The organism is Cerasicoccus sp. TK19100 (assembly GCF_027257155.1).
Lineage (GTDB): Bacteria > Verrucomicrobiota > Verrucomicrobiia > Opitutales > Cerasicoccaceae > Cerasicoccus > Cerasicoccus fimbriatus.
Genome location: NZ_JAPWDU010000003.1, coordinates 309,367 through 324,967 on the forward strand (window position 1 = coordinate 309,367; position 15,601 = coordinate 324,967).

Genomic DNA, 15,601 nt, shown 5'->3' on the forward strand with positions numbered 1-15,601 from the left:
CCGAACCTTCGAACCATCCAAAATAAAAACATGAAAACAAACACACTGAAATACACCCTCCATCCCAACCCGCTGACTGGCGACGGCTACAACGCTGTCATGACGCCGTCTCGCGCCGTTGAGATCGAGGACCTCATCAAACAAATGAAGCTGCTGGGCTCCACCGTAACCGAGGCCGACATCCGCGCCGTCATCACCGAGCTGCTCCGCGTCGTCGAGCTACAGCTCCTCGATGGGCGCAGTGTCAACCTCGGCGGCATCGTGCGGCTCTGGTTCGCCATCCGCGGCCAGTTTGCCAACGAACACGACGCCTACGACCCCACGCGACACCAGCTCTACCTCCACGCCGTCGCGGGCAAGCCCTTCCGCCAACGCCTCCAAGGCTTGATCGTCACGGAAAAGGTGGAGACCGTCGACCGCGCGCCGCGGCTCTACCGCCTCATCGATAAGGGCTCCGGCCAGGAAAGCGCCACGCTCACGCCCGGCCGCAGCGCCATCATCAAGGGCAAGCGCCTGAAGTTCAATGAGGTCGCGCCCGACGAAGGCGTGTTCTTCATCCACCAGGCCACGGGCGCGGAGACCCGCGTCGGCGAGATCACCCGCAACGACCCGCAGGAGGTGACGTTCCTCGTCCCGCCCGAGCTGGAAGACGGCGCGGACTACATCGTCACCATCCGCACCCGCTCCCTCGGCACCAACGACGTCCGCACCGGCACGCTCGACACCGTCCTCTCCACCGAGGCCCTCGCCGCCTAACGCGCAACACCGCTCTCCCAATCCGGTAAACGCCGCGCGCAAATCAGTCGGCTCACCGACGCCCCCGCCCTCACCGGCGGGGGCGTTTTTTTTGCGCTGTCCAGCTAAGCTCTGCGCGACTACTAGATAAATTGAATCGTCAACGTCCTCACTTTTCTTTGGGGCAACGTATCTCTTAACCACGAAGGGCACGAAGAACACGAAGCCGACACACTGCTCGTGCCCCAATTGTTAATCACGATTCGTTAACTCAAATAATTACTTGGTGCACTTTGTGTCCTTCGTGGTTAAAAATCCCCGGCCACCTATCGGCGCCTCCAAAAAGACTACCCGGCCTTTTTGGAAAAGCCTAATGCGGTTTTTTCAAAAAGCCCTATGCTTCTTTTTCGAAAAGCCTACTGCTGTGTTTCGAAAAAGCCACTACTGTTGTCTCCCCAACACAGCCACTGTTGTTGCCTTAACATAGCTACTGTTGTTGACCCAACATAGCAGGCGGTGTTTTTGAAAGCGAAGGTCGTGATTTCTGCCGCCTCCCCAGCGAACTCAAAAAACCAGTCTCTTGATGCCACATTTCGGGATTCACATTTGCCCATTGCCCCACGATAGTCGGCGTCGCCCTATGTTTGAACAGACCTTTAAGAACATCGACGACGTGCTGTGGAAAGAGGCCGGTTGCGCCTCCGAACTCGACTACGCCGAGCAAACCTCCTGGCTGCTCTTCCTGAAATACCTGGAAGACCTCGAGCCCGCCCGCGAGATGGAGGCCCAGCTCGAAGGCGCGCGTTACCAGCCGCTCTTGGAGGACAAATTCCGCTGGACTCACTGGGCAGCGCCGAAGAACGCCGAGGGCGCGTTCGACCACGACAACGCCCTGACCGGCGACGACCTCGTGGACTTCGTCAACCGCGAGCTGTTCCCCTACCTCCAGCGCTTCAAGCAGCCGGACGCCGACCCCAACACGATCGAATACAAGATTGGCGAAATCTTTTCCGAAATCCGCCCCAAGTTCAACAGCGGCTACCTGCTCCGCGACGCGCTGGAGCTGGTCGATGCGCTGGAGTTCAAGAGCCAGCAGCAAAAGCACGAGCTGAGCGACCTCTACGAGACGCGCATTAAAAACATGGGCAACGCCGGGCGCAACGGCGGCGAGTATTACACGCCCCGCGCCCTCATCCGCGCCATGGTGAAAGTGACCAACCCCGAGATCGGCGAAACCATCTACGACGGCGCCTGTGGCTCGGCGGGCTTCCTTTGCGAGGCCTACGACTACCTGCGCCCGCAAGTGCAGTCGCCCAAGCAGCTCGACTTCCTTCAGCGACGCACCTTTACCGGGCGCGAAAAGAAGTCCCTGGCCTACATCCTCGGCGTCATGAACATGATCCTCCACGGCATCGAGGCGCCCAACATCATCCACACCAACACGCTGGCGATCAACGTCGACGACATCCAGCCCAAGGACCAGCACGACATCGTCCTGGCCAATCCGCCCTTCGGCGGCAAGGAGCGCAAGGAGGTCCAGCAAAACTTCCCCATCAAAACCGGCGAGACCGCCTTCCTCTTCCTCCAGCACTTCATCAAGTCGCTCAAGCCGGGCGGGCGTGCGGCGGTCGTCATCAAAAACACCTTCCTGTCCAACAGCGACAACGCCAGCCGCAGCCTCCGCCGTCGCCTGCTGGAGGACTGCCAGCTGACCGCGATCCTCGACTGCCCGGCCAAGACCTTCCTCGGCGCGGGCGTCAAAACAGTCGTCCTCTTCTTCGAGAAAGGCGCGCCCTCAAAGAACATTTGGTACTACCAGCTCGACCCTGGCCGCAGCCTCGGCAAGACCAACCCGCTCAACGACGACGACCTTGCCGAGTTCATCGCGCTGGAGAAAACCAAAGCCGACAGCGAGCGCTCGTGGACAATCCGCGCCGCCGACCTCGACCCCGAAACCTGCGACCTCTCGGTCAAGAACCCCAATGCCCCCGAGGCCGACCCCATCCGTGACCCCGCCGACATCCTCGACGAAATCGCCGCGCTGGAACGCGAAACCGCCGAGGCCCTAACCGAAATCCGCGCCCTGCTATGAAGAACTGGAAGACAGTGAAGCTGGGAGAAGTGTGCAAAACAGCCTCTGGAGGAACGCCGTCTAGATCAAAGAAAGAGTATTATGAAGGCGGCACCATACCGTGGCTAATGAGTGGCGAAGTCAATAAAGGTGAAATTTGCGAAGTAGATAATTTCATAACTGAATTAGGATTTAAGAACTCCTCAGCCAAATTATTTCCCGAAGATACTGTTCTCGTAGCGATGTATGGCGCTACTGCTGGAAAAGTTGGTATTCTGAGGTTACCGGCAACCAGTAATCAGGCTGTATGCGGAGTCTTTCCAAACAAGCTCTATGATCCTAGCTTTATATATTACCTTCTTCGATCAAGGGAAGCTGAGCTGGTAGGACAGGCAGTCGGAAATGCACAGCCAAACATATCTCAACAGAAAATTAAGAACCTCGAAATCCCCCTCCCGCCGCTGGAGGAGCAGCAGCGCATCGTGGCGATCCTCGACACCGCCTTCGCCGCCATCAACACCGCCACCGCCAACACCCAACAAGTCCTCGCCAATGCGCGGGAGGTGTTTGAGCGAGGAGCCAAGAAGACTTTCGACTCAATCATTCCATCCGATTGCGAAACTAAGACTGTTGCTGAACTTGCAGAGAACAAAAAAGGTTCGATGAGAACCGGTCCTTTCGGCAGCCAGTTACTTCACAAGGAATTTGTTTCTGAGGGAATTGCTGTCCTCGGAATTGATAATGCAGTGAACAATCAATTCGCATGGGGAGAACGTAGATTTATAACACCAGAGAAGTATGAATCTCTCAAGCGATACAAGGTATATCCAGGCGATGTCGTCATTACCATCATGGGCACTTGTGGACGGAGCGCTATTATCCCGGCTGACATTGGTGATGCGATAAACTCCAAGCATCTTTGCTGCATTAGTCTTAATCGGGAGCTCTGTTTACCCGAGTATTTGCATGCTTATTTCTTGCACCATGATCGATCCATCCAGCATCAGCTAGAACACGGCAAAGGCTCTATCATGAATGGACTGAACATGGGCATTATCAAAGAGCTTCCCGTTCTGACGCCCAACATCTTCCAACAACACCGCATCGTCGAGCAGTTGGACGCGCTCTCGGAAAGGACCAGCCACCTCGCCACCCTCGCGCAAACCAAGCTGGACCGCCTGGACGAGCTGAAACAATCCCTGCTGCACCAGGCCTTCACCGGTCAGTTGACGCAACACGCACGCCAAGCCGAAGCGCAAGTGGAGGCGGCGGTGTAAGGTAGGGCCATTTAAGTGATTGTGAGTGCCGCAATGATCGTTTACGACCTTTAGCCATTCATGCAGGAAAAGGTGCAGCAGTTGATCGCCGCGGGCGAATCTCGAGGCGTTGAGTTCAAGAAGGCCGCCAACAAGATTCCGTCCAGTGTCTACGAAACGGTCTGCGCTTTCCTGAACCGCGATGGCGGCTACCTGCTGCTTGGCGTATTGGACGACGGCGCCGTCGCGGGCGTGGACCCGGCCAGCATTGGCCAGATGCGCAAAGACTTCGCCACCTGCATCAACGACCCGGGCAAGATCAACCCGCCGTGCTACCTGAGCGTGGACCAGGTAGAGATCGACGGCAAGCTGCTGCTCGTGATCTACGTGCCGCCGAGCTCGCAGGTGCACCGTTGCGTCGGGCGCATCTACGACCGCAATGAAGACGGCGACCTGGACATCACCGAGCAGCAGGACGCCGTCGCCGCGCTCTACCTGCGCAAGCAAAGCCACTACAGCGAAAACAAAATCTACCCGCACGCAGGCTTGGCCGATCTGCGGATTGACCTGATCGAGCGGGCGCAGAAACTCGCCGCCCGGCGTAACCCTGAGCACCCCTGGAAGGGCTTAACCCCGGAGGAGTTGCTGCGCAGCGCTAAAGTCTGGCGGAAGGATTTCCAAACCGGTGCCGAAGGGCTGACGCTCGCGGCCATCTTGCTCTTCGGCAAAGATGACACGATCTTGTCCGTGTTGTCGCATCACCGGACCGACGCGCTCCTGCGCCGGGACAACGTGGACCGCTACGACGACCGCGACGACATCCGGACGAACCTGCTCGAAAGCCGGGACCGCCTGATGGCCTTTGGCGAAAAGCATTTGCCCGACCCGTTTTACCTGGAGGGCGACCAAAGCATCAGCCTGCGCTCCATCATTTTGCGCGAAGTGGTGGGCAATATCCTGATCCACCGCGAGTTTACCAACGCTACGCCGGCCAAGTTCGTGATCGAGCGCGGGCGCCTGTGGACTGAAAACAGCAATGTGCCCCATGGCCATGGCTTGATCGATCCACGGCTGTTCTCGCCCTACCCGAAGAACCCTCTTATCGCACGCGTGTTCAAGGAAATTGGCTGGGCGGACGAGCTGGGCTCCGGCGTCCGCAACCTCTTCCGCTACGCCCAGCATTTCGGCGGCGAGGCGCCCCAGCTGCTGGAAAACGACATCTTCCGCTTCACGCTGCAAGTGCCGGAGGAAGAGGAGGAAGGTGGTGCAATATATGGTACAGAAACAGAAAATGGCGGTGCAGAAATCGGAGCAAAAAGTGGTGCAAAAACAGGAGTAAAAACAGGAGTAAAAACAGGAGTAAAAACAGGAGTAAAAACAACAAAAGAAAGTCTGAATAGAACATCAGTAAGAATACTAGAGATTCTAGCTAAAAAACCACACACAACGGTCAAGCAACTTAGTCAGGCAATTGGCGTAGCTGAAAGTGCTATTAATACTAACATTAAGACACTGAAAGACCTCGGCTACTTAAAGCGCAAAGGATCGCGTCGCGCTGGCCACTGGGAGGTCAAACAATGACCGAGGCTGATACCCGCGCCGAGTTGATCGACCCCGCCATTGCAGCGGCTGGTTGGGTGTCGGGTGACGCGATCCGCATCGCGCGGGAGTATACGATTTCCATTGGACGCTTGCAGGGCGCGGGGCGGCGGACCCGGAAGCAGGCGGCTGACTATGTCCTCTTTTACCGCGATCAGGCGCTGGCGGTCATCGAAGCGAAGAAGCGTGATCTGGACGCCGCCGAAGGCGTGGCGCAAGCCAAAGACTATGCGAACAAGCTCGGCGCACCGTTTGCCTTCGCCACAAATGGGGACGAGCTTTACCGCATCGATATGCGGCGGGGCGTGGAGGGCGTCATCGAGGCCTACCCGACACCCGAGGAGCTTTGGCTGGATGTCTTTGGCCAGCGCGAAGCCCGCGAGCAGAGTTGGCGCGAGCGTTTTGCCGCCGTGCCCTTTGAGGACAAGAGCGGCCAATGGCAGCCGCGCTACTACCAGCATGCCGCGATCACCAAGGCGCTGGGCGCCATTGCCGAAGGAAGCGAGCGCATTCTGCTCACCTTGGCCACGGGCACCGGCAAAACCGCGATTGCCTTTCAGATTGCCTGGAAGCTGTTCCACAGCCGCTGGAACCGGCGCGAGTTTGCGGAGCTGCCCGCTGGCGAAGAGCCGACGCGCCGCCCGCGCATCCTGTTTCTCGCCGACCGCAACGTATTGGCTAATCAGGCCTTCAACAGCTTTTCAGCCTTTGCTGATGATGCGCTGGTGCGCATTGATCCGGCCGAGATTCGTAAGCGTGGACGCGCCCCGAAGAACGGCTCCATCTTCTTCACGATCTTCCAGACTTTCATGACCAGTGGCGCGGATGCAGACGCTGCTGCGCTTTGCTACGAAGAATACCCGCCCGACTTCTTCGACCTGATCATCATCGACGAATGTCACCGCGGCGGCGCGAATGATGAGTCTTCGTGGCAGGACATTCTGAAGCACTTCGGGCCTGCGGTGCAACTCGGCCTCACCGCGACACCCAAGCGCAGAGATAACGTCGACACCTACGCCTACTTCGGCGAGCCTGTTTATGTGTATTCCCTCAAGGACGGCATCAACGACGGCTTCCTGACGCCGTTCAAGGTAAAGCAGATCCAGACCACACTTGATGACTACATCTACACCCCGGATGACGACGTGCTGGAAGGCGAAGTCGAGCAAGGCCGTCGCTACGAAGAGCGCGACTTTAATCGCATCATCGAGATCAAGGAGCGCGAAGCCGCGCGCGTGAAGCTGTTCCTGTCGCTGATCAACCAACGAGAGAAGACCATCGTCTTTTGCGCCAACCAAGCGCACGCCGCTGCGGTGCGCGACCTGATCAACCAGCACGCCGAAAGCAGCGACCCGTTCTACTGCTGTCGCGTAACGGCGCACGATGGCAAGTTCGGCGAAGAGAAGCTGCGTGACTTTCAAGACAACGAACGCACGATTCCGACAATTCTCACGACCTCGCAAAAGCTGTCTACTGGCGTCGATGCGCGTAACGTGCGCAACATTGTGCTGATGCGTCCGGTGAACAGTATGATCGAGTTCAAGCAGATCATCGGTCGTGGCACTCGCCTTTACGACGGGAAGGACTTCTCCACGATCTACGACTTCGTCAAAGCCTACCATCACTTTTCCGATCCGGAATGGGACGGCGAGCCCATCGACCCAGAGACGCCTGAACCGAAGCCAGGCCCAAAGTTGCCCCAACCGGAGCCACCGGAACCTGGTGGCGTCACCGAACCGACCAAGCGCAAGCCCAAGGTGAAAATCAAACTGGCAGACGGCAAGGAGCGCACCGTCCAGCACATGATGATGACGAGTTACTGGAGCCCGGACGGAACGCCTGTTTCCGCGCAGCAGTTTATCGAGCAACTCTTCGGAGCATTGCCGCAATTTTTCCAAGACGAGCAGCAGCTACGCGACATCTGGGGCCGGCCAGATACGCGCGAACAGCTCTTGGAGCAATTGGAAACCGCAGGCTATGGCCGCGAGCAACTCAGCGAACTGGCAGACTTAATTGAGGCCCGACACTCCGACCTGTTCGATGTGTTGGCTTATGTCGCATACACGACACAACCAGAGACCCGCGAGGAACGTGTCGACAGCCACCGAACGGCCATCTTTGAGGGCTACTCTAGCCCACAGCAGGAGTTCATTGATTTCGTGCTGAACCAATATGTCCAAAACGGCGTAGAGACGCTGGCTTACAGTGAGTTGAAGCGATTGTTAACGCTAAAGTATCACTCCCCCATGGATGCGCCGCAATATCTCGGGCCCGTATCTGAGATTCGCGAGCTCTTCAGCGGTTTCCAACACCATCTTTATCAGAAGGGTACTGTAGCTTAACATTCGAATGCCAATCAACACCCCCGCAAAGGCCCAATCCTTAAGGGGTTGGCTGGTGGGGATTGGGTAATGGGCAGGGACTAAGTTTCGTGGGGCGCAGCCAAAGGGCTAACGGACATTCATTTTGTATCTTGATTGCTGCAAATACTGCCCCAACGGGGCTACGCAACCATAGCCCAGGGTTAAATCAAACCGCTTGCGGGAAGCGCTACCCTGGGAAACCAGATGCTCGGTTATCTCCCAGCCCCAACGGGGCTGCGCAAGATGTCGTTTTGCGCAATCCCGTTGGGATAGGCAATTTACGTATTCGCATTCCCAGGGTAGGCGTTCAGCCGCTCTGCGGCCTCAAGCCAACCCTGGGCTGTGGTTGCGTAGCCCCGTTGGGGCAAATTTACTGAGAGTTGAATGTCCGTTGGCCCTAGGTTTCAGGCAGCGCTCACCTTCTCAAACCCTGAAGGGGTGGCCCAAAAAACGCCGATGAAGCCGTGCTTTCAGCACTCCAATATAAGAGGCCTACAATTATTCCTAGGGCTGCCCTTCGTCGCTTCGCTCCTTGCTGACCCTAGGCTAGGATGATCTTGCGCCGTTGGCGCTCTAAATGAATGTCCGTTGGTCTGCCTGCTAACCCTTGCGGCACTCAATCAAAAAGACACTTTAAGTAAGGACGCACATCGACACGGTTGAATTCGTCGCACCTCCGGGGCGTCCCGCATCAACGGTTGGCGAACTAGCTGAAACGCGGACGTACCAACCATTTAATGGTATTCAATATATGCGCACAACACCGCGCCTCACCACACGTCCTTGTGCAGCTTGTCTTCGAGCTCGGGGAGGTTGCTGCGTTTGAACTCCGGCATGCCCTTGCCGCCGAGTTGGGACTCGTAGTCGCGCAAGAGCTTCATCGCCACGCCGCCGAGCAGCAGGATCGCGACGAGGTTGATAATCGCCATGATGCCCTGGCTCATATCGGCCATGTTCCAGACGAGCGGGGCCTTGCCCACCGCGCCAAAGTAAACCATGCCCAGCACGATCAGCTTGAACACAAAGATCGCCCGCGGGCTGCGATGGATGAACTCCACGTTGCCCTCCGCATAAGCGTAGTTACCCAGGATCGACGAGTAGCCAAAGAAGAATATCGCCACCGCGAGGAAGTGTTTGCCGAAGGCGCCGATCTCATCCGTGAGCGCCAGTTGGGTGAGCTCGGGGCCCACAGTGCTCACGGCTGGATCATAAGCGCCGGAAAGGAGAATCATGAACGCCGTCGCTGAGCAGACCACAATCGTGTCGATAAACGCGCCGAGCATTTGCAGCAGCGCCTGGCCCACCGGGTGGTTCGCTGTGGCCGTCGCCGCGGCGTTTGGCGCGGAGCCCATGCCGGCCTCGTTCGAAAACAGGCCGCGCTTGATGCCCATTGTCATCGCCTGGGAAACGGCAAACCCGGTCAAGCCTCCCGCGGCTTCCTGCAGGCCAAAGGCGCTTTTCACGATCAGCATAAACACGCCGGGCACGTCCGCAATATGGCGGATGACGGAGTAGCCCGCCATCGCGAGATACACGACCGCCATGACCGGCACGAGCACCCCGGCAATCACGGCGACGCTACGCACGCCGCCAAAGATCGCTGGTGCCGCCAGCAGCGTGACGCCCAGGCCCACGGTCCACGCCGGGAAGCCGTAAGCCTCCTGTAGCACGACGCGGATTGAGTTGGTCTGCACGGCATTGAACACCAGCCCGAAGCACAGCACCAGGGCGAGCGCAAAGGCGATGCCCATCGGCCGGCTGCCAATGCCTTGTTGAATATAATAGGCTGGGCCACCGCGGAAGGTGTTGTCGTCGTCGCCATGCTTCACCTTGTAAAGCTGAGCCAGCGAGCACTCCACGACGGAGCTCGCCATGCCGACGAGCGCCGTCATCCACATCCAGAAAATCGCACCCGGCCCGCCCAGCGAAATCGCCACGGCTACACCGGCGATGTTCCCCGTGCCCACGCGGCTGGCCAGGCCCGTCGCAAACGCCTGAAAGGGCGAGATGCCGCCATCGACGCCCTTCACCCCGCCAAACATTTCGCGGAACGACTGCACGAACAGCCGCACCTGCACAAACCGGCTGCGCACCGTGAAGTAGAACCCCACGCCAAGCAGCAAATATATCAAGAGGTAACCCCAGAGAATGCCGTTAATTCCTTTTATCGCTTCATTGAGCCACTGCATAAAATCTATCAGTTTAGTCCAGGTAGAGGGCACTTAAGCCGGTGTTGTACCGGATTCTTCGATTTAGGCGAATGAGCAATATTACTCAATCCCGCCACACATCAGTCGGCCATAGTGATGCGCAGAATCCTGATTCAGCGGCAAAGAAAGGTCAACCGACCAAATGGCCCGACCTCAATCCAAAGATCAGAAAGCGTGATCAGTATTGATTGATTGACTAATCAGCCGGTAGCAAGGACATTACCGGAGCTACAGCCAATCTAGCCGAAAGGCAGGAACCACCCCAACATGAGTTTAAGCACCGAGAGCGAATCCAGCGCCGAGCTACTGCAGCATTGGGAAACCGATACAAATCGGACCATTCTCAAGGACCAGCCGCGCAACCTGATCAGCTCATGGGTCCTGGCCACTTCGTTCGCGTTGGTCGTCAGTTTCGAGTTCACCTGGTTGCCCGTGTTTCTGTGGCTTGGGCTGATGGCGATTACCTCGGCCATACGGGTGCTCATTTGGCGCTCTATCCGCCGCAGGCTGGAGCATGGTGGCGGCAATGAAGGCTCAAGCCGGCTGCTGAACATCAATGCTTTTGTCGGCGGCATCCCCTGGGGCGTGATGGGCTTCTACTTCTGGCCGCTGCAAGATGCAGAGATCTCGGCCTTTTGCATTTTCATCCTGGGAGGCGTCACGGCTGGTGCCATGCCGGGGATGGCGGCCTCCCGCCGGATGTATCCCATATTCATCATCACTTGCCTCGCGCCGATCGTCATCCGGTTTTGCCTCGCGCCGTCGTTTTCGCCCAAGGTGATGGCGCTGGTGATGGTCTTCTACTCAATCTTCATGATCCGCCAGGCCACACGCCAACGGAACATGCTCTGGGAGCGCTTCAAGCTTACCTCGGAAAAAGACTCACTCATTGAAGACCTTGGCCGCGAGATCGACGACCACCAGGAAACCGAGGACAAACTGCGCCACGAAAAACAACGCGCCGAAAAGGCCAGCCGCGCCAAGACCGACTTCGTTGCCACGATGTCTCACGAGATTCGCACACCGCTCAATTGCCTCGTGGGCGGCGTGAATTTGATCCGCAGTAAATCCGTCAGCCCCGATATGCAGGAAACCATTGAGCTGCTCGATCTGAGTTCGCAAAGCCTGCTCGCCATCGTCAACGACATCCTCGACTTCTCCAAGATCGAAGAGGGCAAGCTCGAGCTCGACCGTGCACCCTTTTCTCCCGCCAAAACCTTGCAGCAGGTGCGCAAGCTTTACAAAGCCGAGGCCGCCAACCGCGGGCTGAAGCTCGAGCTGACCATCTCCACCAAGCTGCCCGCCTACCTGATGGGCGACGCCAACCGCGTGCGCCAGATCGTGACCAACCTCGTGGGCAACGCACTGAAGTTTACCGAAGAAGGCGAGGTATCCGTCGCCGCGCACTACCAGGAGTCGGCCAAGACCTGGCAGGTCATTTGCAGTGATACGGGCACAGGTATTTCGCCGGAATACCGCCACCTGATCTTCAAGCCGTTCACCCAGGCCGATAGCTCCATGGCGCGCAAATACGGCGGCAGCGGCTTGGGCCTGACGATCTGCAACAGCCTCGCCCAAGCCATGGGCGGCAGCATCACAGTCGATACCGAATACGGCAAAGGCTCGCGCTTCACGCTGACGCTGCCCGCCGAGATTGCCGACGCGCCACCGCAACCCGAGCCCGAAAGCACTCCAGCCGATCCCAAGCCCAAGCACTACTCCGGCCGCGTCATGCTCTTTGAGGACGACCCCGTGAGCAGCCGCGTGATGAACATGATTTTAAAGAAAGAAGGTGTGGCCATCCTGCACGCCAAGACCGGCCCCTCCGGCCTGGAGATCCTGCAAAACGAGAAGGCAGACCTGGTCCTGATGGACTTGCAAATGCCGGGCATGGACGGCTTTGAGACCACACGCTCCATTCGCCAATTACCCGACTCTTCGGCAACGCCAGCCAACGTAACGGTGGTCGCCCTAACGGCTAACACCACCGCCGACATCCGCCAAAAATGCCTCGACGCTGGCATGAACCAATTCCTGACCAAGCCCATGCAGATCGACCAGCTTCGGGCTCTGCTGGCCAGCCACTTCGCCGACACCACCACGAGCGCCGAAGTCGGCTAAGCGCATCGGCGCGACTTATCCCTTAACCGTTGTCGCGGCCACGAGGCGCTCAATGCGCGCGGGAGATTGCTCAAAGACAGCGCCGTCAACCAAGTCCTGCGCCGGGTGTGCCTGGCCATTGATCTCGCACTTCATGAGGTCGATGTAGCGGAAGCGGATCGTGGGCTTGCTGAACGCGAGGTCTTGCGATTCGTCCCGGGTGAAGTCGCTCACCACAAAATTACGCATGCGCTCCTGGATATCGATCAGGGCCTTATGATTGTCGGCCACTTTGTGCACAACAACGTCGGCGATATCGATGTTTTCCAGCAGGCCCACGCCGTCGGTGTAGGGCGGGTTGGCTTCATCGAAAACCGGCACCCGGCAGCCCCGCGCGCCATCGCCATTGATGGCCGCCACCTGACAACCGCCGCGCAACTTGCGTATCCGCACATTGCGAATAGGCGAGGTGATGCTGAGCAAGCGGACAAAGGTGTGGCAGCTGTGCGCGGTGATATCCTCGATCACGATGTTTTCGATGGGACCATTTTTCATGCCGCGTACTTCGGTGCGGTTTTCTGCGTCGTCGGCGTTCAGCGCGACCATGTCGTCACCGCAGACGCCGGGTGTCGTCGCGCGCAGGCGACGGATAACGGCATTGTAGCAAGACCCGCCCAGATGGATGCCATCGTTGTTCTTGCGGACGAGGTCGGAGTCGAAAAAGATGTCTTCCACCTCAATGCCGTCCACCCGGGTAAACCGCGCGTAGTAGGCCTCGGCATTGCGCAGCGTGGCGTTGGCCAGCCGGATGCCTTTGACGTTTTCAAAGTGAAACATCGCGCCGGTGTAGCCATCGTCAAAGAGGCCCTCCGGCCGCGGATTGCCGCGCTGATTGCCGTCCCAAATGCCGCCCTCGATCAGGATGTCCGTATTGCCCGCAGCATGGTCGGCATTGGTCAGCAGGTAGTCATCGCGCGTCTGCATCGCACCATCGGCCAAACGAAAAATTGCCTGCGCATCGGCTTTTAGCTGAACGCCACTGGGCAGGCGAAGCCCCGCGCTCAAGTGATACTCGCCAGTTGGGAAATGCAGGCTGCGGCAACCTTGGTCGAGCAGTTGTTGAATCGCGGCGGAGCAGTCTTCGCCCGGTGCTTTCGGAGAAAAGGTCGAGATGGTTTCGGAATGGGCCATGGGTAATATCTTCGCCCACCATCACGGGGCCAGCACCAGCCGTCAAAGCAAAGTGCGCATCTGATTTACGTAATCTGTTACATGCCGCCGCTCCAGCGCGGGTCGACTCACCTGACACGAACAGAAATTAACTGCCGCCTAAGCCACTCGCTGAAAATGCGGTCAATGGATTTTTAACGATGCGATCGCCCGGGAACTTTCCGCTTGAAAGCAGGTCATTCCATCACATCCTAATCATTTCGTGAAGCAGCGCTTAACAGCATGGGTTTACTCGCTCTTGGCCGCCGTCGTATGTTTGTCGGCGGCAGAAGGGTCGGTGCTGCTTTGCTGGCACGCAACCGGCGTGTTGCACACCGATAGCGCGCCTGCGTTTGAGCAAGCCGAAGTCGAGGTTGACTGTGGTGAATCCCACTGCTGCGAGGGCGAATCGCATGATGCATGCGTGGACTTGCAGATCGACGGGCTTTCGCTGGACTTCAGCATCGATCAAGCCAAGACCATTGCCCCGGCACTGGTCGACCTTGGCGGTTTGCATTGGAGTGAGTTGATCGCTGCACCGACTGCGGAGAGCATCGCGCAGACACCTGCCCGTGGGCCGCCCATCGTGGGGCCACGTGTGCATGTATCCGTCCCGTCGACGGTGCTGCGACTATAATTTTGCCTGATTGGTTTCGCCGCCGGGATTGTCCGGAGGCTGTTTTGTGCGCTCGCATGCGGGCGCGTCACCCAAACCTTTCAGGCTCATGTTTAAAATCACTTTTGTTCTCATTACCGCTGCGTGTGCGGCCGTCTTACACGCCCAGGAATCTCCCCCGCCCACTATCACTGTGGACCGCGCCAGCGCCATCCACCGCGCACTCTATGGTAACCGCGACCTGCTCGCGGCACGCTACACCGTGCAACAAGCCCAAGGCCGGACCATCGACGCCGGCTCATGGCAAAACCCAAATCTCAACCTCACCGGTGCGTCGGATTTTGCCTTCGCCAACGAGGGCGAATACGCGTGGTCCGTCGGGCTGGAGCAACGCTTTCCCGTTACCGATCGTCTACGCCGGCTGCGGAACATCGCCTCGCTGGAAGTCCAGCTGGCCGAGCTGGAGATACGCGATGCCGAGCGTCGGCTGGCCTACGGTGTGGAGCAAATCTTCGACACGCTCGAGCTGATCGACGCCGAGCTGGCACTCCACCGTGAGCAAATCGCGCTCAACCAAACCTTCGCCGATTTCCTGCAAAAGAAGATTGAGCGCGCCGAAGCCTCATCGCTTGACCTTGGCCAAACCAAAGTAGCCCAGGCCGCGCTGAAGCAAAAGATTCTCCGCCTGCAACGCGAGCGCACTGGACAACTCGTTCACCTGCGCGAGCTGCTCGGGCTGGAGCTGCACCAGGGCATCGAGATCGACGCCACCCCCGACGCCACGCCACCGCATGCCTTGCCGGAGTTTAACCGCAGCGACCTGCCCGACCACCCGGCCTACCAACTCCGCCTGCAACTGGTGGAGATCGCCACCGAGCAAACCGCGCTTGCCCAGGCCGAGCGCTGGCAGGACATCGCCGTGGAAATCTTCTACGAGCAGGGGCTATCCAATAATGCGCTGGAAGACCCTTCGACGAACAACCTCTACCTCGGCGGGGAAAAGGAGCAGTTTATCGGCGTCGGCCTGAGCATCCCCCTGCCCCTGCACAACCAGAATCGCGGCGAGGTGATCAGCCGCCGCGCCAAGGAGCGCCAGCTCGAAGCCGAGGTTGGCGCGCTCGGCTTTCGCCTGCAAAACGAAGCCGCCGAGCTACGCGAGGAATACGCCGAGGTCGAAGAGCAAATACACGACTATGAGCAAGCCGTGCTCAACCAAGCCACCGACAACCTTCGCCAACTGGAGGACGCCTACGCAGTCGGCCAAGTCGACCTGACCTCCGTCTTCCGCGCACAAGAGCGCGTGCTCGATCTGCGGGTGGACTTCGCGATGCTCCAGGCTGAGCGCCGCGAAATTCTATCCCAATGGCGCTTCGAGACCGCCGCCAACCTCCCCGAAAGCGCAATCGAAGTAAAGGAGGCCGACCATGAAACTTTGTAATGCA

The 15,601-nt window shown here is 58.4% G+C and carries 10 protein-coding genes; 8 read left to right on the top strand and 2 right to left on the bottom strand.

Going from position 1 to position 15,601, the window contains the following annotated elements; genetic code table 11:
* Nucleotides 1–30: 30 nt before the first annotated feature.
* The 5 genes from O3S85_RS07855 to hsdR all read left to right on the top strand — a co-directional run bounded on the left by O3S85_RS07855 (nt 31) and on the right by hsdR (nt 8,003).
* Nucleotides 31–756 carry an HU family DNA-binding protein gene (locus O3S85_RS07855; protein WP_269539398.1) on the top strand — a complete coding sequence of 242 codons (726 nt, stop codon included), beginning with the start codon at nt 31–33 and terminating at the stop codon, nt 754–756.
* Nucleotides 757–1,375: 619 nt separating this feature from the next.
* Entirely contained in the window at nt 1,376–2,827 is a 1,452-nt protein-coding gene (locus O3S85_RS07860) for a class I SAM-dependent DNA methyltransferase (RefSeq protein ID WP_269539400.1), read from the top strand.
* The gene (locus O3S85_RS07865) at nt 2,824–4,083 is read left to right on the top strand and encodes a restriction endonuclease subunit S (RefSeq protein WP_269539402.1); all 1,260 of its coding nucleotides are present in this window, start codon (nt 2,824–2,826) and stop codon (nt 4,081–4,083) included. The genes O3S85_RS07860 and O3S85_RS07865 overlap by 4 nt, the downstream gene beginning before the upstream one ends.
* A 60-nt stretch (nt 4,084–4,143) precedes the next feature.
* Nucleotides 4,144–5,643 (top strand): RNA-binding domain-containing protein, encoded by a 1,500-nt coding sequence (locus O3S85_RS07870; protein ID WP_269539403.1) that lies wholly within the window; start codon nt 4,144–4,146, stop codon nt 5,641–5,643.
* Nucleotides 5,640–8,003, top strand: a complete 2,364-nt coding sequence (gene hsdR, locus O3S85_RS07875; protein WP_269539404.1) for an EcoAI/FtnUII family type I restriction enzme subunit R — start codon at nt 5,640–5,642, stop codon at nt 8,001–8,003. The genes O3S85_RS07870 and hsdR overlap by 4 nt, the downstream gene beginning before the upstream one ends.
* A gap of 791 nt (nt 8,004–8,794) precedes the next feature.
* On the opposite strand, the gene O3S85_RS07880 is transcribed toward hsdR, so the two are convergent.
* Nucleotides 8,795–10,213, bottom strand: a complete 1,419-nt coding sequence (locus O3S85_RS07880; protein WP_269539405.1) for an alanine/glycine:cation symporter family protein — start codon at nt 10,211–10,213, stop codon at nt 8,795–8,797.
* Between the two features lie 288 nt (nt 10,214–10,501).
* Between O3S85_RS07880 and O3S85_RS07885 the strand changes: the two genes are divergently transcribed.
* Nucleotides 10,502–12,355: an ATP-binding protein gene (locus O3S85_RS07885; RefSeq protein WP_269539406.1), complete on the top strand. Its 1,854-nt coding sequence runs from the start codon at nt 10,502–10,504 to the stop codon at nt 12,353–12,355.
* A 15-nt stretch (nt 12,356–12,370) separates the two neighbouring features.
* On the opposite strand, the gene O3S85_RS07890 is transcribed toward O3S85_RS07885, so the two are convergent.
* Nucleotides 12,371–13,525: a glycoside hydrolase family protein gene (locus tag O3S85_RS07890; protein ID WP_269539407.1), complete on the bottom strand. Its 1,155-nt coding sequence runs from the start codon at nt 13,523–13,525 to the stop codon at nt 12,371–12,373.
* A gap of 241 nt (nt 13,526–13,766) precedes the next feature.
* Between O3S85_RS07890 and O3S85_RS07895 the strand changes: the two genes are divergently transcribed.
* Together O3S85_RS07895 and O3S85_RS07900 are read left to right on the top strand one after the other, a co-directional pair.
* Nucleotides 13,767–14,180, top strand: coding sequence for a hypothetical protein (locus O3S85_RS07895; RefSeq protein WP_269539408.1), 414 nt, complete (start codon nt 13,767–13,769; stop codon nt 14,178–14,180).
* Between the two features lie 88 nt (nt 14,181–14,268).
* A complete protein-coding gene (locus tag O3S85_RS07900; RefSeq protein WP_269539409.1) occupies nt 14,269–15,597 on the top strand; it encodes a TolC family protein in 1,329 nt (442 codons plus the stop codon).
* The last annotated feature ends 4 nt before the right edge of the window (nt 15,598–15,601 follow it).

Bases quoted from the DNA above. Each gene is read 5' to 3' on its own strand.
- O3S85_RS07860 (WP_269539400.1), top strand. From the start codon at position 1,376: ATGTTTGAACAGACCTTTAAGAACATCGACGACGTGCTGTGGAAAGAG.
- hsdR (WP_269539404.1), top strand. From the start codon at position 5,640: ATGACCGAGGCTGATACCCGCGCCGAGTTGATCGACCCCGCCATTGCA.
- O3S85_RS07865 (WP_269539402.1), top strand. From the start codon at position 2,824: ATGAAGAACTGGAAGACAGTGAAGCTGGGAGAAGTGTGCAAAACAGCC.
- O3S85_RS07855 (WP_269539398.1), top strand. From the start codon at position 31: ATGAAAACAAACACACTGAAATACACCCTCCATCCCAACCCGCTGACT.
- O3S85_RS07885 (WP_269539406.1), top strand. From the start codon at position 10,502: ATGAGTTTAAGCACCGAGAGCGAATCCAGCGCCGAGCTACTGCAGCAT.
- O3S85_RS07870 (WP_269539403.1), top strand. From the start codon at position 4,144: ATGCAGGAAAAGGTGCAGCAGTTGATCGCCGCGGGCGAATCTCGAGGC.
- O3S85_RS07900 (WP_269539409.1), top strand. From the start codon at position 14,269: ATGTTTAAAATCACTTTTGTTCTCATTACCGCTGCGTGTGCGGCCGTC.
- O3S85_RS07890 (WP_269539407.1), bottom strand. From the start codon at position 13,525: ATGGCCCATTCCGAAACCATCTCGACCTTTTCTCCGAAAGCACCGGGC.
- O3S85_RS07880 (WP_269539405.1), bottom strand. From the start codon at position 10,213: ATGCAGTGGCTCAATGAAGCGATAAAAGGAATTAACGGCATTCTCTGG.